21 protein-coding genes and 2 tRNA genes are annotated in these 19611 nt (G+C 71.2%); 12 read left to right on the forward strand and 11 right to left on the reverse strand.

Annotation, left to right across the window (positions count from 1 at the left end):
* Nucleotides 1-54: 54 nt before the first annotated feature.
* The gene (locus tag MED15_RS16615) at nt 55-1128 is read right to left on the reverse strand and encodes an LCP family protein (protein ID WP_112582204.1); all 1074 of its coding nucleotides are present in this window, start codon (nt 1126-1128) and stop codon (nt 55-57) included.
* Nucleotides 1129-1366: 238 nt separating this feature from the next.
* On the opposite strand from MED15_RS16615, the gene MED15_RS16620 reads away from it, so the two are divergent.
* From MED15_RS16620 to MED15_RS16630, 3 genes are all read left to right on the forward strand, one after another.
* Nucleotides 1367-2200 (forward strand): O-methyltransferase, encoded by an 834-nt coding sequence (locus MED15_RS16620; protein ID WP_112725619.1) that lies wholly within the window; start codon nt 1367-1369, stop codon nt 2198-2200.
* Between the two features lie 4 nt (nt 2201-2204).
* Nucleotides 2205-3023 (forward strand): MOSC domain-containing protein, encoded by an 819-nt coding sequence (locus MED15_RS16625; protein WP_112601778.1) that lies wholly within the window; start codon nt 2205-2207, stop codon nt 3021-3023.
* Between the two features lie 111 nt (nt 3024-3134).
* Nucleotides 3135-4124, forward strand: coding sequence for an expansin EXLX1 family cellulose-binding protein (locus MED15_RS16630; protein WP_244220477.1), 990 nt, complete (start codon nt 3135-3137; stop codon nt 4122-4124).
* Nucleotides 4125-4128: 4 nt separating this feature from the next.
* On the opposite strand, the gene MED15_RS16635 is transcribed toward MED15_RS16630, so the two are convergent.
* The 4 genes from MED15_RS16635 to bcp form a co-directional block, all read right to left on the reverse strand.
* On the reverse strand, nt 4129-4656 hold the full coding sequence (locus MED15_RS16635; RefSeq protein ID WP_208646665.1) for a GNAT family N-acetyltransferase: 528 nt from the start codon (nt 4654-4656) through the stop codon (nt 4129-4131).
* A 91-nt stretch (nt 4657-4747) separates the two neighbouring features.
* Nucleotides 4748-4830: transfer RNA gene (locus tag MED15_RS16640), tRNA-Leu, on the reverse strand.
* Nucleotides 4816-5670 carry an HNH endonuclease signature motif containing protein gene (locus tag MED15_RS33500; protein ID WP_208646669.1) on the reverse strand — a complete coding sequence of 285 codons (855 nt, stop codon included), beginning with the start codon at nt 5668-5670 and terminating at the stop codon, nt 4816-4818. The genes MED15_RS16640 and MED15_RS33500 overlap by 15 nt, the downstream gene beginning before the upstream one ends.
* 99 nt (nt 5671-5769) lie before the next feature.
* Entirely contained in the window at nt 5770-6246 is a 477-nt protein-coding gene (bcp, locus tag MED15_RS16650) for a thioredoxin-dependent thiol peroxidase (RefSeq protein WP_091393498.1), read from the reverse strand.
* A gap of 200 nt (nt 6247-6446) precedes the next feature.
* On the opposite strand from bcp, the gene MED15_RS16655 reads away from it, so the two are divergent.
* From MED15_RS16655 to MED15_RS16670, 4 genes are read left to right on the forward strand one after another with little or no spacing between them, the layout of a single operon-like run.
* Nucleotides 6447-7163: an energy-coupling factor ABC transporter permease gene (locus MED15_RS16655; RefSeq protein WP_112736116.1), complete on the forward strand. Its 717-nt coding sequence runs from the start codon at nt 6447-6449 to the stop codon at nt 7161-7163.
* Complete coding sequence (locus MED15_RS16660) at nt 7160-7585, forward strand: PDGLE domain-containing protein (protein WP_112601775.1); 426 nt, start codon at nt 7160-7162, stop codon at nt 7583-7585. Before MED15_RS16655 ends, MED15_RS16660 begins: the two co-directional genes overlap by 4 nt.
* 14 nt (nt 7586-7599) lie before the next feature.
* Nucleotides 7600-8370: a cobalt ECF transporter T component CbiQ gene (gene cbiQ / locus MED15_RS16665; protein WP_112601774.1), complete on the forward strand. Its 771-nt coding sequence runs from the start codon at nt 7600-7602 to the stop codon at nt 8368-8370.
* Nucleotides 8367-9125 (forward strand): energy-coupling factor ABC transporter ATP-binding protein, encoded by a 759-nt coding sequence (locus MED15_RS16670; RefSeq protein ID WP_112725615.1) that lies wholly within the window; start codon nt 8367-8369, stop codon nt 9123-9125. Before cbiQ ends, MED15_RS16670 begins: the two co-directional genes overlap by 4 nt.
* Here MED15_RS16670 and MED15_RS16675 read toward each other — a convergent pair.
* Genes MED15_RS16675 through MED15_RS16690 form a run of 4 tightly spaced genes read right to left on the reverse strand, consistent with a single transcriptional unit; the run spans nt 9109 to nt 12074 of the window.
* Entirely contained in the window at nt 9109-10221 is a 1113-nt protein-coding gene (locus tag MED15_RS16675; RefSeq protein ID WP_112736118.1) for a hypothetical protein, read from the reverse strand. The two genes, MED15_RS16670 and MED15_RS16675, sit on opposite strands and share 17 nt — an antisense overlap.
* Complete coding sequence (locus tag MED15_RS16680; protein ID WP_112698747.1) at nt 10218-10934, reverse strand: DsbA family protein; 717 nt, start codon at nt 10932-10934, stop codon at nt 10218-10220. The genes MED15_RS16675 and MED15_RS16680 overlap by 4 nt, the downstream gene beginning before the upstream one ends.
* The gene (locus MED15_RS16685; protein ID WP_112582186.1) at nt 10927-11451 is read right to left on the reverse strand and encodes a MauE/DoxX family redox-associated membrane protein; all 525 of its coding nucleotides are present in this window, start codon (nt 11449-11451) and stop codon (nt 10927-10929) included. Before MED15_RS16685 ends, MED15_RS16680 begins: the two co-directional genes overlap by 8 nt.
* Before the next feature lie 32 nt (nt 11452-11483).
* A complete protein-coding gene (locus tag MED15_RS16690) occupies nt 11484-12074 on the reverse strand; it encodes a sigma-70 family RNA polymerase sigma factor (protein ID WP_112698749.1) in 591 nt (196 codons plus the stop codon).
* 172 nt (nt 12075-12246) lie between these two features.
* Between MED15_RS16690 and MED15_RS16695 the strand changes: the two genes are divergently transcribed.
* The 3 genes from MED15_RS16695 to MED15_RS33830 all read left to right on the forward strand — a co-directional run bounded on the left by MED15_RS16695 (nt 12247) and on the right by MED15_RS33830 (nt 15835).
* Complete coding sequence (locus MED15_RS16695) at nt 12247-13914, forward strand: copper resistance CopC/CopD family protein (protein WP_112601771.1); 1668 nt, start codon at nt 12247-12249, stop codon at nt 13912-13914.
* Between the two features lie 17 nt (nt 13915-13931).
* Nucleotides 13932-14666 (forward strand): YcnI family copper-binding membrane protein, encoded by a 735-nt coding sequence (locus MED15_RS16700; RefSeq protein ID WP_112601770.1) that lies wholly within the window; start codon nt 13932-13934, stop codon nt 14664-14666.
* 149 nt (nt 14667-14815) lie between these two features.
* Complete coding sequence (locus MED15_RS33830; protein WP_208646676.1) at nt 14816-15835, forward strand: hypothetical protein; 1020 nt, start codon at nt 14816-14818, stop codon at nt 15833-15835.
* A 120-nt stretch (nt 15836-15955) separates the two neighbouring features.
* Here MED15_RS33830 and MED15_RS16710 read toward each other — a convergent pair whose 3' ends face one another.
* Nucleotides 15956-17239, reverse strand: coding sequence for a glycosyltransferase 87 family protein (locus MED15_RS16710; RefSeq protein WP_112736120.1), 1284 nt, complete (start codon nt 17237-17239; stop codon nt 15956-15958).
* A 72-nt stretch (nt 17240-17311) separates the two neighbouring features.
* Between MED15_RS16710 and orn the strand changes: the two genes are divergently transcribed.
* Nucleotides 17312-17902: an oligoribonuclease gene (gene orn, locus MED15_RS16715; RefSeq protein WP_112730828.1), complete on the forward strand. Its 591-nt coding sequence runs from the start codon at nt 17312-17314 to the stop codon at nt 17900-17902.
* Nucleotides 17903-18014: 112 nt separating this feature from the next.
* Nucleotides 18015-18090, forward strand: a tRNA-His gene (locus tag MED15_RS16720).
* Between the two features lie 111 nt (nt 18091-18201).
* Here the strand turns inward: MED15_RS16720 and MED15_RS16725 are convergent.
* Nucleotides 18202-19494: a L,D-transpeptidase gene (locus tag MED15_RS16725; RefSeq protein ID WP_112736122.1), complete on the reverse strand. Its 1293-nt coding sequence runs from the start codon at nt 19492-19494 to the stop codon at nt 18202-18204.
* Between the last annotated feature and the right edge of the window lie 117 nt (nt 19495-19611).

The raw sequence follows: 19611 nt of genomic DNA on the forward strand, positions 1-19611 counted from the left end.
CCGGTCCGTAACTCAGGACAAGGCGGCGGCCGGCAACAGCCACCGGCCCAGGTGTTACTTGGCGCTGGCGAGAATCTCGTCGACGGAGTCCCGGCGCACGGCATCGTAGAAGGTCTTTGCCTTCTCGGTGTTCGCGAAGACGACGCTCTCGCTGCCCACTCGACCGGTGCCCTTCGTCGGGCTGGTGACGAAGGTGAGATTACGGCCGCGGAGGCTCCGCAGGTCTGTCGCCATGCTGACGAGGGACATCTTCTCGTCCACCGCCACGGCGCTCGAGGTCGCCTTGACGAAGGAGTTGAGCCGCCCGGGATTGGTGACGATGCCGCCGGACACGGCCTTGTCGAGGATGGCCTTGATGACCTGCTGCTGGTGACGGATGCGGGCGAAGTCGCCGTCGGCGAACTGTTTGCGCTGGCGGGAGTAGTCCAGGGCCGTCTCACCGTCCATCCGCTGCACTCCTTGCTCGAACTTGCGGAACGGCGGGTGGATCGACGTGAACGACTTCTCCGCGTTGATGTCGACGCCGTCCAGGGCGTCGATGATTTCCTTGAAGCCGGCGAAGTCGACGATCATGACGTGGTCGATTCGCACCGTGGTGAACGATTCGACTGTTTGCACCATCAGCGGAATGCCACCCCAGGCGTACGCTGCGTTGATCTTCGCGTCGCGGCCGCCGTGCCCCCCGTTCTTCGCCTTCGGCACGTTCACCCAGGTGTCCCGAGGGATCGAGACGAGTTGCGCGCTGGACCGGTCCTTCGGGATGTGCGCGACGATGATGGTGTCCGTGCGCGAGCCGCCCGTGCTCTCCGGGTCGCGGGAATCGCTTCCCAGGATCAGGATGTTCATAGCGCCGTTGGCCACCGCCTGCGGACGCCCCTCCTCGGGAACGTCGGCGAAGGCATCCACCCGGTCGATGTCCTTCTCGACAGAGCGGAGATAGAGGGCGCCACCGATCATGCCGCCGCCGCCCAGGATCGCCGCGACTACCAGGCAGATGACAAGGACACGACGCCAGCGAGGGCCACGACGTCGCCGCTTGCCTCCGGCCGGGACATCCTCGTGCGGATCGGCTGCGTGTGGATCGAAGAATTCGGTGTCGGCATCGGTGTACCGCTGAGCACCAGACATGCCGGCGATGCTACTGATTGCGGGTGCCTGTCGTGCACCCTCGTCCTTTCGGGCATCGTGTGCCTGCCGACCGGTGCGGCGAACCCGGCCCTGCGTCCGGACGGACTGCCGGTAACGCCGGCCCGGGAGCGCTTCCCAGGCCCTATTCTGCTGCCCCGACGGTGGGCGGGAACACCGTAGCCATCGGCTTTCGCGATGACCCTCCCGCTGCCGCCCGAACCCTGCTACAACGGCACCCGTGGATCGAATCAAGCTCCGACGGGCCGTCGCGCGTACCCCACTCGCCCCGATTGCCGCCTTTCCCAAGAGGCTTCGCACTGTCGCGCGGCACGACGCGAAGGTGCTGCGCCGCTCGGCGCGCTGGCTGCTGACCTCCCGCGAGCACCACAACTACACGTACGACCTCACCTCGTTGAGCCGCAACCACCTCGCCTGGTTCGTCAGCGTGGTCTGCGACATCCCGGTCAAACAGGTACGGGCGTACCTCGGCGAGATCGAGTCGGACGACGGACTGCGCCAGCACCTCCTGGCAGCGATCGCCGCCTCCGACCGGCGCGGCCTCGCCGACAAGGAGATCCGCTACGCCCGGCGGATCGGTTGGTACGCCATCGTCCGTGCCACCCGCCCCACCCACGTCGTCGAGACCGGTGTCGACAAGGGACTCGGCAGCGTCGTCCTGGCGTCCGCCCTGCTGCGAAACGCCCAGGAGGGGCACCCGGGCCGTGTCACCTCCCTGGACATCAACCCCGAGGCGGGCTACCTCGCCCGGGTCGCGCCGTGGTCGGAGGTCGTCGACCTGGTGATCGGCGACTCGATCGCCTCGATCGGCGCGCTGGACCGCCCGGTCGACCTGTTCCTGCACGACAGCGACCACAGCCGCGCCCACGAGAAGCGTGAGTTCGACGCCGTGGAGCCCAAGCTCGCCCCCGGCGCGATCCTGCTCACCGACAACGTCACCAGCACCAACGTGCTCGCCGAACACGCCGAACGCACCGGCCGGCGGTTCCTCGCCTACCGGGAGAGCCCGGCCAACCACTGGTACCCGGGCGACGGGATCGGCGTGGCATGGTAGCCGGGTGCGGCTGACCTCGATTCACACGTACCCCATCAAGGGTTGTCACCGGCTCGACCACGACGGCGCGTTCGTGCACCAGTGGGGCCTGGCCGGCGACCGGCGCTGGATGGTCGTGGACGCCGACGGGGTCGGCGTCACCCAGCGGGAGACGACCCGGCTTGTCGACCTGCGCGCCTCCGTGCGCCCCGGGGGTCTGTCGCTGCGGGCCGACGGGCAACCCGACCTCGACGTGCCCGAGCCGGCCGGCGGCGAACCGGTAGCGGTCCGTACGTTCCGCAGCCGCACCTTCCCGGTCCCCGCGCTGCCGGCCGGCCAAGCAGCCGACGACTGGCTCGGCGCCCTGCTCGGTCGACCGGTCCGACTGGTCTGGCTGGCCCAGCCGACCCGCCACCTGGCCGCCGGGACCCGCGAACACGACACCGGTGACCAGGTCAGTTTCGCCGACGCCTACCCGGTGCTGCTGGCGAACGCCGCCTCCCTCGACGCCCTCAACGACTGGCTGGCCGAGGCGGGCGAGGAACCGGTGCCGATGACCCGGTTCCGACCCAACCTGGTCGTCGACGGTGCGCCGGCCTGGGCCGAGGACGACTGGGTCGGTCGGCGGCTGCGCATCGGCGACCGGATGTTCCAGGCCGCCGGGCCGTGCGACCGCTGCGTGGTGACCACCACCGACCAGGAGACCGGGGTACGCACCAAGGAGCCGCTGCGCACCCTCGGGCGGCACCGCAACATCAAGCAGAAACTCCTCTTCGGACTGAACCTGGTGCCGCTCGACAGCGGACCCCTGGCGGTGGACGCCCCGATCGTCGTCGCGCCCTGACCGGGCCGCCGACCAGCAATCGGCACGCCACAGTCACCGTCCGTCGATGCTGTCTTAGCTTTGGCTTAGCCCGCTTGTCGGTACCCGACCGGGTCCGGCAGCATCGCCGTCGTGACGGACGGAAGCGCTGTCGACATCAACATCGACCTGGACCACCCTCCAGAGGACCGGCCCGCGCCGTCGTCCGGCGCGAAGCCCTGGCTGGTCGCCACCGGCGTCACCGTCCTCGCGGCGACGCTCGGGCTCACCCTCACCCTGCGCTCCGGCTCCACCCCGGCCTGCGCCGCCGGCCGGACGCTGGCCGCCGCGCCACCCACCGGCAACGCCACGCACACCGGCAAGGCCACCTTCTACGACTCCAAGGGCGCCGGCGGCAACTGCTCGAACCCGGCCGCCCCGGCCAACCGGCTCTACGTCGCGCTCGGTCCGGCCGAATACTCCGCCGGTGCCGCCTGCGGCGGATTCCTCGACGTCGTCGGCCCCAAGGGCACCGTCCGAGTGCTCATCATGGACCAGTGCCCGGAGTGCGAGCCCGGCCACCTCGACCTGTCCCGCGAGGCGTTCGCCCGGATCGCCGACCCGGTCCAGGGCCTCGTTCCGGTCACCTACCGCGCGGTGGTCAACCCGCCGCTGCCCGGACCACTCACCTTCCGGATCAAGGAGGGCGCGTCGCAGTGGTGGTTCGCCGTCCGCGTCGGCAACCACGGCAACCCGCTGCGGTCCGTCGAGGTCCGGCAGCGTGACAGTGACCCCTGGCAGTCGGCCGCCCGGCAGGACTACAACTACTGGCTGATCGCCTCCGGCGCCGGGCCGGGCCCGTTCAACGTCCGGGTCACCGACGTGTACGGCAACCGGGCCACCGTCGGCGGCATCCGGATGGCACCGGGCCAGGTGCAGAACAGCACGGTCCGGATGTACGCACCCGGTGCCGGGGCGGCCACACGCCGCACGCCCGCGTCGACCCGACCGCCGAGCAGCCGACCCGCCGTCACGCCGACGCCGACTCGTCGCTCGGTCGAGGTGGCGAGGACGAGCGCTCCGGCCACCGACGCGCCGACCACCAGCTCGGCCCGGGCCAACGCCCGGTGGTGCGAGGGCTGACCGGTCAGTCGGCCACCGTCAGATCGAGCCACATCAGAATCTCGTCCCGGTCGTCATCGGGTGCCACCCGCAACGCGCCCGGCAGCCGGCCGATCTCCCGGTAGCCGAGGCGGCCGTAGAACTTGTCCAACCCCAGCCCGTCGCGCACCGTGATGTGCAGCGCCTCGTGGCCCAACTCCCTGCCCAGCCGGGCGGCCTCCATCATCAGCGCCGAGCCGTAGCCGGCGCCCTGGGTGTCCGGGTGGACCATCACCCGCTTCAGCACACACCAGTGCGCCGTCAGCGGAAAACGGTTGTCACTGAAGATCAGCATCGCCGTCAGCCGGTCCCCGGAGTAGCCGACCAGCAGCCGGTCCGGTCCGTCCGCGATGCCGGCGAAGGTCGGATCGGCGGTGACGTGCACGTCGGTGGCGGTGACCGGTGGCACGAAACCGACCGCCCCGCCGGCGTTGCTGACGTCCACCCAGAGGTCGACGATCTCGGCACGTAGCTGCGGGGTCAGGTCGGGATCAAGGACGAAGCGCAGACTCACGCCCGCCATCCTGACCCAACGACCAGGGCCGCGGCCCGCGACAGTGACGCGCCCGACAACCGGCGTTCAGCACGTGTTTTTCGTTGTCCTGTGCGGGAGAGGGGATTCGAACCCCCACATCCTTCCGGATACAGGTTCCTAAGACCTGCGCGGCTGCCATTACGCCACTCCCGCCAACTCCCTGAGTTTAGAGTGTCTGGCTTCGGCGGTGTTGAGCCCGGCCTCCTTGAGGATGGTCGAGATCGTGCCGTGACCAACTCTGCATCCCCCACCAGGCAGATTGCGGAGAACGCTGGACAGCCGCTTCGGTCCGACATCCGGGTGCGCCAGTGCCTGTTCTATCACCGCGTCGCGATAAGCCATCGAACGCCAACTGCGGCTCGGACGCGGCTTCAACACGCCGTCCTGCTCGAGCCTTCGCCGAGCCTTGTGCAGGAACGCCGGAGTCCAGCCCAACTGCCGTGCCGCCTCCAGGGCCGTCACCTGCTGTGCGTCGACCCGACCGAACAGGTCGACGAGTTCCGTCCGGGTGGCCGGTCGGCGATCGGAGCCGGTCGTCCCGCCGCAGCGTTCATCCCCATCGGTCGGAGTCGTGAGAATGGGGAGGTCGGAAGCCCGTTTTCCTCGTCCGGCGTAGGTAGCGGTCTGGCTGTGGCAGTTCGGGCAGAGGAGCCGCAGGTTCGGAGGCCGGTTGTCGAGAAAGTCCCCGTTGATGTGGTCGACGTGCAGGATGAGCGACGCGCCTCGCCACACCGGCCCTATCCCACAGCCCTCGCACTCCTCCGGCACGCCGAGTGTGCCCAGCGCCCACTTCAACCGCACGCCGGGCGTCCGGCGGGACCCGTCGGGCAGCACAACCAGAAGCTGCGCGGATGTGGTGCGCCGTTCGCCGCGCCGCCCCTTGTTGTGGGCCTGCCTCGTGAAGTGCGACGTGTCGATGCCGAACCGCTTGAGCTGCCGGCTGATGTGCGCGTGTGAGCCACCGCTGACGCGTACGCCGAGCAGCCGCATCACCTCGGTGATGTTGCGGGCGACGGCGGCAGCGGCGGCCAGCGCTTCGGGCGTGTATTTGTATCGAACCACTGACGGACCGTAGCGATCCGGTACGACAGGTCAGTCCAGGCCGAGGTCGCGGCGGAGCTTGGCGACGTGTCCGGTGGCCTTGACGTTGTAGAGCGCCCGCTCGACCTTGCCGTCGGCGTCGATCACGAACGTCGAGCGGATCACGCCGGTGACGGTCTTGCCGTAGAGCTGCTTCTCGCCGTACGCGCCGTAGGCGGTCAGCACCGACTTGTCCGGGTCCGACACCAGCGGGAAGGTGATGGCGTCGCGTTCGCGGAACTTCGCCAGCTTCTCCGGCTTGTCGGGGGAGATGCCGACGACCTCGTAGCCGGCGGCCTGGAGTGAGGCGAGCGAGTCGCGGAAGTCGCAGGCCTGCTTGGTGCAGCCGGGGGTCATCGCGGCCGGGTAGGCGTACAGGACGACCTTGCGACCTCGCAGGTCGGCGAGGGAGAGCTGGTCGCCGGTGTCGGTGGCGAGGGTGAACTCGGGCGCGGGGTCACCGGGGGAGAGGCGGTCGGGCGAGGTCATGGCCCCGACCCTACCGCCGTGCCGGCGAGCGCCGCCGCCGGCGCGACGCGTCGGCGTGTGGGGGTACGACGCGGGTCGGCGGGGCCTGACCTGGAGTGATCAAGCCCATGCGTTGTTGCCAGAGTCTGGCAACAACGATGGTTGGGAAATAGGCTGACCCACGCCGGCCCGGTCGGGCCCGCTGACGCGTGGGAGGTCGCGTGGAGACACTGGCGATGCACATCTCGAACGGGATCATCGACGGTCCCGTGGCGGCGATCTTCGCTGCGCTCGCTCTTGCCGCGCTCACCGCCTGCGTTCTGCGCGGCCGGCGCGACCTGGACGACAGGCTGGCCCCGATGGCAGGCCTGGTGGCGGCGTTCATCTTCGCCGTCCAGATGCTCAACTTCCCGATCTTCACGGCCGGTGTCAGTGGTCACCTGCTCGGTGGCGCGCTCGCCGCCATGCTGGTCGGCCCGTGGGTCGGCGCGCTCTGCGTGGCCGTGGTGCTGGTCGTACAGGCACTGATCTTCGGCGACGGCGGCGTGGCGATGCTCGGCCTCAACATCACCAACATGGCGTTGCTCGGCACCGCCGCGGCGTACGCGCTGATCGCGCTGCTGCTGCGGGTGCTGCCGCGCACGCGGGCCGGTCTGGCCGTTACCGCGTTCGTCGCCGCGACGCTCAGCGTGGTGGTGGCGTCGCAGGGCTTCGTCCTGGAGTACTGGCTGGGTGGCACCACCGACCTGGGCAACAACCTGGGTGGCCTGGCCGGCACGATGGCCGGCGTCCACCTGCTGATCGGCATCGGTGAGGGTCTGATCACCGCGACCACCGTGCTGACCGTCGCGAAGGTGCGCCCCGACCTGGTGTACGCGCTGCGATCCCTGCGCGTGCCCGCCGCCCCCGCCGTCCCGGTCGCCGGAGGTGTCCGATGAAGAACCGCTCCTGGGCCTTCCTGGCCGGCGGCCTGCTGGTCGCCCTGCTGCTCGCCGGCGTGGTGAGCAACTACGCCTCCTCCCACCCGGATGGGCTGGACTCGTCCCTGCTCAAGGGCTGCACCGTCGACGCCGACGACAACATCGTCGGGGGGAGCTGCCCGGCCCAGCAGGCCCGTGACCACGAGTTGGCCGACAGCCCGCTCGCCGACTACGGCGTACGGGGTGTGCGCAACAGCTTCGTCTCCACCGGCCTCTCCGGGGTGCTGGGGGTGCTGGTCACCTTCGCGATCGGGGCCGGCGGGTTCTGGCTGCTGCGCCGTCGAGGCGCCACGCCGACCGACGGTGACGCGGCGACGCCCACCGAGGGCGACTCGGCGACGTCCGGCGACGTCCGGCGACGCGCCGACGCGGCCAGCTGAGCGGGGGTACGCGGATGGGGGCCGGTCACGGGCACGTGCTGTACCGCGAGTCGGACTCGCCGGTGCACCGGCTCCCGCCCGAGGTCAAGATCGTGGCGATGGTGGTCTTCACCCTCGCCGTGGTGGCCACTCCACGCGAGGCGTTCTGGGCCTTCGGCGCGTACGCCGTGCTGGTGGCGGCGGTGGCGGCGCTGGCCCGGGTGGGCCCACGGTGGTTGCTCAGCCGGGCGTTGATCGAGCTGCCGTTCGTGCTGTTCGCGGTCGCCCTGCCGTTCCTCGGCAGCGGCGACCGGGTCGAGGTGCTGGGCCTGCGGCTGTCCGAGGACGGGCTGCACGGCGCGTGGAACATCCTGGCCAAGGGCACCCTGGGGGTGCTCGCCTCGCTGCTGCTCGCCGCGACCACCACCACCCGGGACCTGATCGTGGGGCTGGACCGGCTGCACTGCCCGCAGGTGCTCACCCAGATCGCCACGTTCATGCTGCGCTACCTCGACGTGCTGGTCGGCGAGGCGCGGCGGATGCGGGTGGCCCGGATCTCCCGGGGCGACGACCCGCGCTTCCTGTGGCAGCTGCGTGGCTTCGCCGCCGGGATCGGGGCGTTGTTCCTGCGCGCCTTCGAGCGTGGCGAGCGGGTCTATCTGGCGATGCTGTCCCGGGGCTACACCGGGCGGATGCCCGCCGTGTGGCAGGGCGAGGGTGCGGCGAGCGCCGGTCAGTGGCTGGTCGCGGCGACCGTGCCGGTGTTGGCGGCCTCCATCGCCGCCACCGCCGTCGTGCTGTCATGATCGGTGTCGTGCAGACCGCTGTCTCGCTGGACGTTCGGGGCGTTCGTTACGCGTACCCGGACGGGCACGTCGCCCTTCAGGGGGTCGACCTGAACGTGCCGCGGGGCGACCGGGTGGCGCTGCTCGGGCCCAACGGCGCCGGCAAGACCACGCTGGTGCTGCACCTCAACGGCATCCTGACCCCGACCGAGGGCAGCGTGAGCGTCGGCGGGCTGATGGTCACCCCGGATCGGGCCGTCCTGGCCGAGGTACGCCGCCGGGTGGGCATCGTCTTCCAGGACCCGGACGACCAGTTGTTCCTGCCCACGGTGGCGGAGGATGTGGCGTTCGGGCCGGCGAACCTTGGTCTGCGGGGGGCCGAGTTGGCCGCCCGGGTGGACGAGGCGCTCGCCGCTGTGGGGATGAGTGAGCACCGGGACCGGGCCCCGCAGCACCTGTCGTTCGGGCAGCGCCGCCGGGTGGCGGTGGCCACCGTGCTCGCCATGCACCCGGAGATCCTGGTGCTCGACGAGCCGTCGTCGAACCTGGACCCGGCGGCCCGACGGGAGCTCGCCGAGATCCTGCGCGGCCTGCCGGTGACCCTGCTGATGGTCACGCACGACCTGCCGTACGCGGCGGAGCTGTGCGAGCGCTCGGTGATCCTGGACAACGGCCGGATCGTCGCCGACGCCCCCACCAACACGCTGCTCAACGACGCTCCCCTGCTGGCAAGACACCGCCTGGAGCTTCCCTACGGGTTCACCCCGCAGCCGTAGACCCACTCTCGGCGGCCTCGACCCGCGGTGCCGCGGCGGTGGTGCGGGAGGTGGCGTGCAGGCGCAGGATGCCGGCGGCTGTCGCGCCGGCGCCGGTGATCAGGAAGAGCGCCACCATCACTCGGGCGGCCGCGGGCGACCAGGGCACCGGAGCTATCGCACGGGCGAACACGGCGGCGTTCGACGCTCCGGCGAAGAGCGCCAGGCAGGCCCCGGCCAGCGCGACCACGAAGTCGGCGGCCGGGCGGCGGCTCAGCGCGTACCAACCGGCGGCGATCGCGCCGAGGCCGGTGAACAGGGACCAGATCTGCCCGGAGAGCAGTCCGACCAGCACCCCGCCCACGCCCTGGGCGCCCGCGTCCAACTCCCGTCCCACCGGGTATCCGACGGCCAGCACGCCGCCGACGATCAGCAACACGCCGAGCGCGGACAGCGCGCGACCGCCGGCCGGCGCGGTGGCGGCGAACAGGCCGAGCCCGCCCACCGCGAGCAGCAGCACGATGGTCGCGGCCCACCAGGTGTACGCGTCCGGCGGCGGCACCCAGTCCAGCGTGCCGCCGATCACCACCGGGTCGGTGCCGTCGCGCAGCGGAATCGTCCAGTCCCGGACCCGTTGCTCGCGATCCGGTGCTGCGCGTACCGCAGCCGGTGGTGCCGACTCCTGCCACAGCGCGCGCTGGTCGTGCCAGCGCGCGGTGGTGCCGTCGTCGATCCGTTGCCAGGAGGGTGCGGCGGCCGGGTCCGCCTCGGGCGGGAGTGCGGTGTCCCCGGCGATGGTGCGGTTCAGGTACGTGGCGGGGGAGTGGCTGTTCTCGAAGACCCCGTCCGGGCCGACGCGCAGGTACGGCTCGCCGGAGTAGCCGATGACCTCGATGGCGCGGCCGGTGCGGTTGGTCAGCTCCAGTCGGGCGCCCGCCTCGATGACGCGTACCTCAAGCCCTGGCCGCGCCGGTGCGACCCCTGTGGTCCGGGTGCGGTAGTCGGTGCCGTCCGGTGCGTCCGCGCCGTGCGCGGCGGCGGGGGCCGCGCTGATCACTGTCAGCAGGCCGGCTGCGGCGGCGATCAGGCTGGCGCGGCCCAGCAGGGTACGGATCACTTGCCGGCCGCCGCCACGGCCGCGGTGAGAGCGTCCGGGGTGGGGTTCTCGACGGGTTGACCGTTGACCTTGACGGTCGGCGTGCCGGTGACGTTGCTCTGGCTGGCGTCTTCGGTGACGTGTTCGGTCCAACTCTTGTACGTGCCGTCCTTGACGCAGCTGCCGAAGGAGCCCCGGTCGAGGCCCACGCTGGTGCCGATGTCGATGAGCTTGTCGTCGGTGAGCCCGGCACTGCCCTCCGGCGGCTGCTGGGCGAAGAGCGCCTTGGCGTACTCGTGGTACTTGCCGCCCGCCGCAGCGCAGCCGGAGGCGGCCGAGGAGCGGGTGGAGTAGTCGGTGGTGGAGAAACGGTTGAGGTACGCGACCGGGTGGTAGACCACCTTCGCCTTGTTCTCGGCCGCCAACTGTTCGAGCGTGGACCCGCTGGCCTGCTCGAACTGCTTGCAGGCCGGGCAGAGGAAGTCCTCGTAGACGTCGACGGTGACCGGGCCGCCGCCGGTGACGATGCCGGTGCCCTCCGCGTTGGCGCCGGGTGGGGTGGTGAAGCTGTCGGAGCGCTGGTTGGACCAGACGGCCCACCCGATGACGCCGGCGATGATCAGGACGACGACCGCGGCGGCGGAGACCCAGATCGTGCGGCGGCGGCGCCGCTCGCGGGCCAACTGCTCGCGGACCACCCGGGCGGCGTCCCGCTGCCCCTTGCGACTACTCATCCTCGTCCTCCACAACGGGTTCGCCGGACACCCACCCGTCCACCGATACCGGCGTACGTGGCCAGATCAGCAGAAATCCGGCCAGAACCAAGAATCCCAGGTCCCGGAGGATCTCCGGGAGGTAACTGGGTGCCTGCCCCGCGGCCAGCTGCCCGCCGCTGCCGAAGCAGCCGCAGTCGATGGCCAGTCCACGCGCCCAGGCCGAGGCGATCCCCGCGATGAAGACCACCAGGAGCGCGGCGGACACCCCGGCGACGAGCCGGGTGGCCAGCCCGAGCAGCAGCAGCACGCCCAGCGCCAGTTCGACGAAGGGCAGCGCCGCGCCGATCACTGTCGCCACGTCGTACGGCATCACCTGGTACGCGTTGACCGCCCGCCCGGAGGCGGCGAGGTCGCTGACCTTCGACGCGCCGGCGACCAGCCAGACGGCGGCGAGGCCGAGTCGGGCCGCGATGCCGAGCCACGGGCGGACCAGAGGCCAACGGTGGCCCCGGGTGGAAGGTGCTGTCACGCTCATTTGTCGTCCCGTCCGCGCCGGAAGTTCCGCGTTCAGCCGGCCAGGGCGTCGCCGACCGCCTCGACCAGGTCGTCCCGGGCCCGGGCGACCCGGGACCGGATGGTGCCCACCGGCACCCCTTCGACGGCGGCGGCCTCGGCGTACGACAGGCCGAGCAGTTGGGTGAGCACGAACGCGGAGCGCCGCTCGGGGCCGAGGCGACGGACCAGGTCGGCGGCGCCGAACTGGCCGGCCGGGTCCGGGTGCGGTCGGTCGGTGTACGCGTTCGCCACCAGGCGCTCGTCGAGCCGCCGCCGCCTGACGACGGTGCGCAGGTGGTCGGCGCAGGCCCGGCGGGCGATGCCGAGCAGCCAGGTGCGGGCGCTGGAGCGACCCTCGAAGGCGGGCAGTGCCCGGAACGCCCGCAGGTAGGTCTCCTGAGCCAGGTCGTCGGCGCTGTCCGGGTCGACCAGGGCGGCGGCGAAGCGCCAGACCTCGGCCTGGGTCAGCCGGACGAACGCCGCCTGGGCGGTGGGGTCACCGTCACGGGCGGTCAGAGCCCACTCGGTTGCCGGGTCCCGGGCGACCTCGTCGACCGGCTCTGCCGGACCGGCGGCACCGGAGTCACGCGGGACAGGGATCACGACACACCAGGTTACGCGGCAGTCGGCGGCGCGTCAGGGTCGTTCGGCCCCTGGATGGTCTGCGCCACGTCGGGAACTTTTCCCCGACCCGGGCCGACTACCAGTTCATGACGTGCGACCACAGAAGCGACCACCCCCCTCGGGTCGCCGACGGGGACACCCATCGGCGACCATGGCCGGCATGACTGTCGCCCCCCGCCGTTGGGCCGCCAGGCTGGCCGCAGCCGCCGGCCTCCTGGTCACCGTCGTCGCCTTGTTGATCGCGCCAGCCACCTCCGCGAGCGCCCACGCGGTGCTGCAGAGCAGTAGTCCGGCCGCCGCCTCCATCGTGCCGAGCGGGCCGTCCGAGGTGGTCCTCACGTTCAGCGAGTCGGTCCGCAAGGTGCCCGGCAAGATCCGGGTCATCGCGCCGGACGGTTCCCGGGCCGACCGGGGCGAACCGTCGTTCAGCGGCGGTGTGGTGACCATCCCGGTGGACCCGGCCGGCGCCCGCGGCACCTACCTGGTCAGCTTCCGGGTGATCTCCGCCGACAGTCACCCGGTCTCCGGGGCGTTCACCTACTCGGTCGGCGCACCCTCGACCCCACCCGTCGACTCCGGCACGGACAGCCGCGCCAACCCGGTGGTGGGCACGGCGGTGAAGGTGGCCCGCTTCCTCGGCTACGCGGGCCTGGTGCTGCTGGTCGGGCCGGCGCTGGTGCTCGCCGCGCTCTGGCCGCGACGGCTCTCCCGGCGGGGGCCGACCCGGCTGGCCTGGACCGGCCTCGGTCTCGTTGCCTTCGCCACCCTCGCTGACCTGTGGTTGCAGGTGCCCTACACGGCCGGTGGTGGTCTCTTCGACGTCACCGGCGAGGGGTTCGGCAGTGTGTTCGGCAGCGCCTTCGGCGCCGCCCACCTGGTCCGACTCGGCCTGCTGGCGGCGTCCGTCTTCCTGCTCCGCCCGCTGCTGGCCCGGCCCGCAGGCCGGGCGGACGCGATCATCCTGGCCGTGCTCGGCGGCGCCGCCCTGCTGACCTGGCCGCTGGCCGGGCACCCGGCGGCGTCCCCGGCGCCGGCGGTCTCCGTGGTGGTCGACGCGGTCCACCTGGGCAGCATGGCGGTCTGGCTGGGCGGTCTGCTCATGCTCGCCGTGTTCCTGCTGCGCCAGGCCGACGAGCGGGAGCTGGGCGCGATCCTGCCGATCTGGTCTCGCTGGGCGGCGCTCGCCGTCTCGGCGCTGCTGCTGGCCGGCACCGTCCAGGCGCTGATCGAGGTGGCCACCCCGCAGGCGCTCTTCGACACCACGTACGGGCGCTTGCTGCTCGCCAAGATCGGCCTGTTCGCGTTGGTCATCGCCGTGGCCGCGTACTCCCGGAAGTTGGTTCGTAGCCGCGTCGCGGCCCAACGCCCGGCGCCGGTGCGCCGGGCGGTCCTGGTGGAGTTGGCAGTCACCGTGGTGGTGCTGGCCGTGTCCGCCACGCTCGTGCAGACCACGCCGGCGCGTACCGCCGCGGCCGGCCCGTCCTCCGGGGCCGAGTCCGGCTTCTTCAGCACCAGGCTCTCCAGCCCGCTCCTGACCGTCGAGGTCGAGGTGAGCCCGGCCGAGCGGGGCAACAACTCGGTGCACCTGTACGCGTACGACAAGGCCAACCAGCCGCTGCTGGTCGCGGAGTGGAAGGCGACCGTCGCGCTGCCCTCGGCCGGGATCGAGCCGATCGAGGTGCCGTTGCTGCGGTTGACGGACAGTCACGCCTACGGCGACATCAGCCTGCCGACCCCCGGCGAGTGGCAACTGAAGATCACCGCCCGAACGACCGACATCGACCAGGCCACGGTGACCGCCACCGTGCCCATCCGTTAGAGAGGTTCGCGAAACCCATGACCCGACTCCGGCGTACCGCAACCGCCGCTGCCGCCCTGGCGTTCACCGCCGCCGCCACCGCTGTGCTCGGCTTCGCCGGACCGGCGTCCGCACACGTCACGGTGAACCCGAAGGAGGCGTCCCAGGGTGGCTACGCCCGGGTGGCGTTCCGGGTGCCCAACGAGAGCGACACCGCGTCGACCACCAAGCTGGAGGTGGTGCTGCCGGAGAACGCCCCGGTCGGCTCGGTGTCGACGATGCCGGTGCCGGGCTGGACGGTCACCACGGAGAAGCGCAAGGTGGACCCGCCGATCGAGGTGCACGGCAGTCAGCTCACCGAAGCGGTCTCCAAGATCACCTGGACGGCCTCCGGTGACGCGGGGGTGAAGCCGGGTCAGTTCCAGGAGTTCCCCGTCTCGATGGGACCGCTGCCGCAGGTCGACTCGATGGTCTTCAAGACCCTGCAGACCTACTCGGACGGCAACATCTCGCGGTGGATCGACGAGCCGGCGCCGGGTGCCGAGGAGCCGGAGCACCCCGCTCCGGTGCTCACCCTGGCCGCCGCGGCGACCCCGGCGGGTTCGGCCACGCCGACCGCAGCCGTCGCCTCGCCCGACGACGATGACGACGACGACGGCAACGGGCTCGCGGTCGGCCTCGGTGTGGCCGGTCTCGTCGCCGGTCTGGCCGGCCTGGTGCTGGGCGGGCTGGCGTTCACGCGTACCCGCCGGGAGCCGGTCGCCAAGGCCTGACCCTGTTCCACCCGCTGGCCCGCCGGATCTTCCGGCGGGCCAGCGCGCTTTCCGGAGCCGATGCCGACCGTGCCGTGGATATCCCCTGATCAGACGGCATACGTCGGTAAGGTCGGCCGGGTATTTGGCTACGGAGGGGGACGGTGCGGATGCGGTTCGTGCGGATGATCGCCGGAGTGCTGCTGTTGGTCGTGGGAATTCCGGCGCTGTTCGCCGGCGGCGGGCTGTGGCTGGTGAGCCGACACGCCGACCCCGGTGGGTCCTTCGCCGCCCGTTTCGAAACGGTCCGCACGCCCGGTCACGCGATCGTCGTCACCGACCTCGACCGGTTGCTGCGGCAGGAGGCGCCCTTCGCGCGTACCGCGCAGACCCGACTGCGCCTGGACGCCCGCACCACCGGCGGGCCGGCCTTCGTCGGTTTGGCGCCCACCGCCGAGGTGCGTGGCTGGCTGGAGGCGGTGCCGCACGCCACGGTCCGCCGGGTGGCGCTGGCCAGGGGTCCGCTGCCGGTCCGGCTTGATCCGGCCGGACCGGCCGCCGACACCCCGGGCGTCGCGACGGCCGACGGGCCGGTCACACCGCTGGGCCGCCCCTTCTGGGTACGCGAGGGGATCGGCTCGCTGGAGTGGAGCGCGGACGACCTCGCCGGCGAACCCATGAGCCTGGTGGTGATGCGCCCCGACGGCGAGGCCGACCTGGCCCTGGACCTGCGCGCCGAGTTGCGGGTCGGGTGGACCGGCCCGGCCACCTGGGGTCTGTTGACCATCGGCGTGCTGCTGGTGGTGTGCGCGGCGCTGCTCCTGCTGCGGCCGCTACGGCCACGCGAGGTGATCTTCGTGGTCGAGCCGGATCAGGTGCCGGTGCTCGCCGGCCGGCTCGGGGTCACCTCGCTGAGTGGCCTGGGCCTCCGGCAACCCGATCAGACCCCGCCGTTGCCGGCACGACAACTCGCCCCGGTCGGCTCCGGGGCCCCGGAATCCGCCCGGCCGGCGATCGGCGCGGCCCGCGCGGCCACCCTCGCCGACCTGGACGAACCGGTCCGGCTGCCCCGCCCGCCGGAGGTGACGCTGAGTCTCGCCTGGCCGCCGGCCGACGTGGACGAGCCAACGGCCCGGCCGGTGGCGGCCGCGCCAGGCGACGAGCCGGCCCGTGGCGGCCCTGGCGGGTGACGGCCCGGCCGGTGGCGGTGGGTGAGACGGCGAGTGGCCCTCCGCGCTGCCGACGCGGAGGGCCACTCTCACCGGGGGATCGGTGCTACCCGAGCGACGCTTGAGGTAGATGAGGACAGGTTAGCGCCGAACATGGTTACTCGGGAGGTCTGTCCAATTGGTGCGATTTTCCGCACCGAGCCCCGAGCGCACCGGCAACGCCACCAGCAGCAGCAGGCTGAGCAGCACGTAGGTGTTCTGCACGACGAAGTCCACCGGGTCGTGAGTGCGGACCGGTCCCGCGCCCCAGGCCTGGAACGTCACCACGCCGTAGATGGTCACGGCGGTGATGCCCAGCGCGAGCCCGGCCAGCCACCGACGCCGGCGTGCCTCGTCCGGGCGGTCCGCGCTCAACGCCGCGTCGGCGAGCAGCACCACCGCCGGCACGAACCAGTAGATGTGGTGGGTCCAGGTGATCGGGCTCGCCAGGGAACCGACCAACCCGGTCAACGTCAGGCCCGTCAACGGGTCACCGGCCCGCGCCGCGCGGGCGGCCCGCCACAGCCCGTAGCCGGCGACCGCGGCGACCAGCAGCAGCCAGAGCAGCCGGTCCGGCTTCTCCGGCTCGGTGAACCGGCTGAGCAGGCCGAACAGCGACTGGTTGCCGACGATGTCGGTGCGTCCCACCCGCTCGGTGGTCCACAGCTCGTGCGTCCAGAACCGCCACGAGTCACGAGGGGCGATCGCCGCCGCGAGCAGGGTCGCCGCCGCCGCGGTCGCGCTCGCCACCGCCGCGGCCCGCCACCGCCGGGTGGCCAGCAGGTACACGATGAAGATGCCGGGAAAGAGCTTGAGCGCCGTCGCCAGCCCCACGCCCACCCCGGCCCAGCGTCGTGCCTGCGGTACCGCGAACAGCAGGTCGGCCAGGATCAGCACGACCAGCAGCATGTTGATCTGGCCGAAGGTGATCGTCTCGCGGATGCTTTCCACCGCCAGCACCAGCAGTACGGCGGCGACCAGGGTGAACCTTCGGGGCAGGTCGTGTCGGGCGATCACCGGCGTCACCAGCCACCGGGTGGTCAGCACCACGGCCAGCACGGTGAGCGCCGTGAAGATCGCCACGGTGACGCCGAGCCGCAGCAGACCGAACGGCCACAGCAGCAGCGCGCTGAATGGTGGGTAGGTGAAGTACAACTCGCCCTGCACCCGGTCGGGCTGGACGTAGTCGTAGAGCGGGTGGCCGACGCGCCACCAGTCCATCGCGGACATGTAGATCTTGAGATCGAAGAAGTTGTGCACGAGGCCGGGCAGGTACAGCGCTGGCAGCACAGCGCCGAGGGCCACGACCGCGACCAGGCGACGGACCGTACGGCCGCCGGGATCGTCTTCGGTGACGGCGGGCGGTGCGACGGGTTCTGCTGGCACCCCGAAACCCTAGCGGGCCGGTCCGCCGAGAGCGCGCAGCCGCGGGGCGTGGGCTGCGCGTAGGCTGTCCCGGTGGCTGATCTCCTCGTCTGGATCGACTGTGAGATGACTGGGTTGGACCTCGGCAGGGACAAACTGATCGAGGTTGCGGCACTGGTCACCGATCCCGACCTCAACGTGCTGGGTGACGGTGTCGACGTGGTGATCCACGCCGATGAGGCGGCACTGGAGGGGATGCCGGAGATCGTGCAGACCATGCACGCCAAGTCCGGCCTCACCGAGGAGGTCCGTCGTTCGGCGGTCACCCTCGCCGAGGCCGAGGACCTGGTCCTGGACTACGTCCGCACCTTCGTCAAGGATCCGCGTACGGCGCCGCTCTGCGGCAACTCGATCGCCACCGACCGGGGCTTCATCGCCCGGGACATGCCCCGCCTCGACGCGCACCTGCACTACCGGATGATCGACGTGTCGTCGATCAAGGAACTCTCCCGCCGTTGGTACCCCAGGGTGTACTTCGGTCAGCCGCAGAAGGGTCTCGCGCACCGGGCGCTGGCCGACATCCGGGAGAGCATCCGGGAGTTGGAGTACTACCGGCGCACCGTCTTCGTTCCGCTGCCCGGCCCGGATGTCGAGACCGCCAAGGCCATCGCCGCCGAACTCTGACCGCGCCGGCTCGTCCCGGGCAGCAGGGAACCCGCTGGACGAGGTGCGTCGCGGTGTGGCTATTATTGGTCCGCACCCCGCCCGGAGCGATTGACCGGGCGACGGCGGCATGGTGGCTGTAGCTCAGTTGGCAGAGCACCGGGTTGTGGTCCCGGTTGTCGTGGGTTCAATTCCCATCAGTCACCCCACTGGTTTCACTACTCAGGCCCCCTCCTCGGAGGGGGCCTGAGTCGTTGTGGGGGGCGAAACAGGGAAGCACGCGAAAGCCCCCTCCGAGGAGGGGGCTTCCGTCGGCTGGCTCAGGCGGTCGGCGTGGGGGACGGGGTGACCGTCCCGTCCGGGGCCGGGGTGGTGGCGTCCGGGTCGGCCGGAGGCTCGTACGGAAGGGCGCTGCCCTTGACGTACTCGTCCCAGCTCATGTTCCAGTCGGTCCAGCCGTTGCCGTTCTGCAGCTTGCGCTCGGTGCCCTTGACAGTGATCGGGTCGCCGATCTGGGTGTTCTTGAAGAGCCAGTCGCCGTTGGCCATCGACACGTTCACGCAGCCGTGCGACACGTTCGTGGTGCCCTGCTGACCCTCGGACCAGGGTGCCGCGTGGATGAACTCCCCGCCCCAGGTGAGGCGCTGGGCGAAGTCAATCTTGGTGCGGTAGCCCTCCTCCGGGCCCAGCTCCTCGAACGTGTCGAAGACCGTCTTGCGCAGCTTCTCGATGACGACCATGGTGCCGCTGGACGACGGGGTGCTCTTCTTACCCAGGCTGACCGGGATGGTCTTGATCACAGAGCCGTTGCGGGTCACCGTCATCCGCTTGGTCTTGTTGTCCACCGTCATGACCACCGACGCGCCGATCTTGACGTCCACCGAGAGGTCGGCTCGGCCGTACCAACCCGCGCCCATCGGCAGGCCGCCGGCCTGCACCCGGTAGGAGACCTTGCTGTCGGGCTTCCAGAACTCCTTCGGCCGGTACCGGATCTCGGTGGGGCTGACCCAGTGCCAGATCCCCTCCTGCGCCGGGGTCGAGGTGACGGTCATCCGGCGCTGCACGTCGTCGCGGTAGTCCTCCGGGATGGCCCGGCTGAACTTCACGATCAGCGGCATGCCCACCCCGACCACCTGGTTGTCACCGAGGAAGCTGCTCACCCGTACCTGATTGCCGGGCTTGGCCATGGTGGTGAAGGTGCTCGTCGCGGTGGCCGGACGTCCGTCGTCGCCCTTGGCGGTCACGGTGGCCGTGTAGCTCGTGCCGTAGGCCAGCGCGCCGGTCGGCAGCCACGACTTGCCGTCCTTGGCGAGGGCGCCGTCGACGGTCTTGCCGGCGGCGTCCTTCAGCTCGACCGCGGTCTCCACGGCGTCCTTCGTGGTGAAGGTGATGCCGGTGGACGCCGGCACGTCCTTGGCGTCGGCCGCCGGCTCGCTGATCGTCGCCGCGGCCTTCGGTGCCGGGTTCTCGCCGCCGCCGTGCCACGAGGACGGCTTGCCCCCGTCGCCGTCGGTGCAGGCCGAGGTGAAGGCCAGCGCCACGGCGAGAAGCCCCGCCGCGAACACGCGGCGTCGCCCACCGGGCCTGATCAGCTGGTCCTGGCTAGCTCGCATGAATTCCCTCACAGTTGTGGTCGCTGCCCCATCGTCTCTTACTGACGCGCCAGAGCCGGTCCCGGTTGCCGAGGGTGAACCGAAACACGCCATCAATAGTGCCCGAATCCTGCTACT

Origin of the sequence: Micromonospora noduli, from assembly GCF_003264475.1 — a bacterium.
Lineage (GTDB): Bacteria > Actinomycetota > Actinomycetes > Mycobacteriales > Micromonosporaceae > Micromonospora > Micromonospora noduli.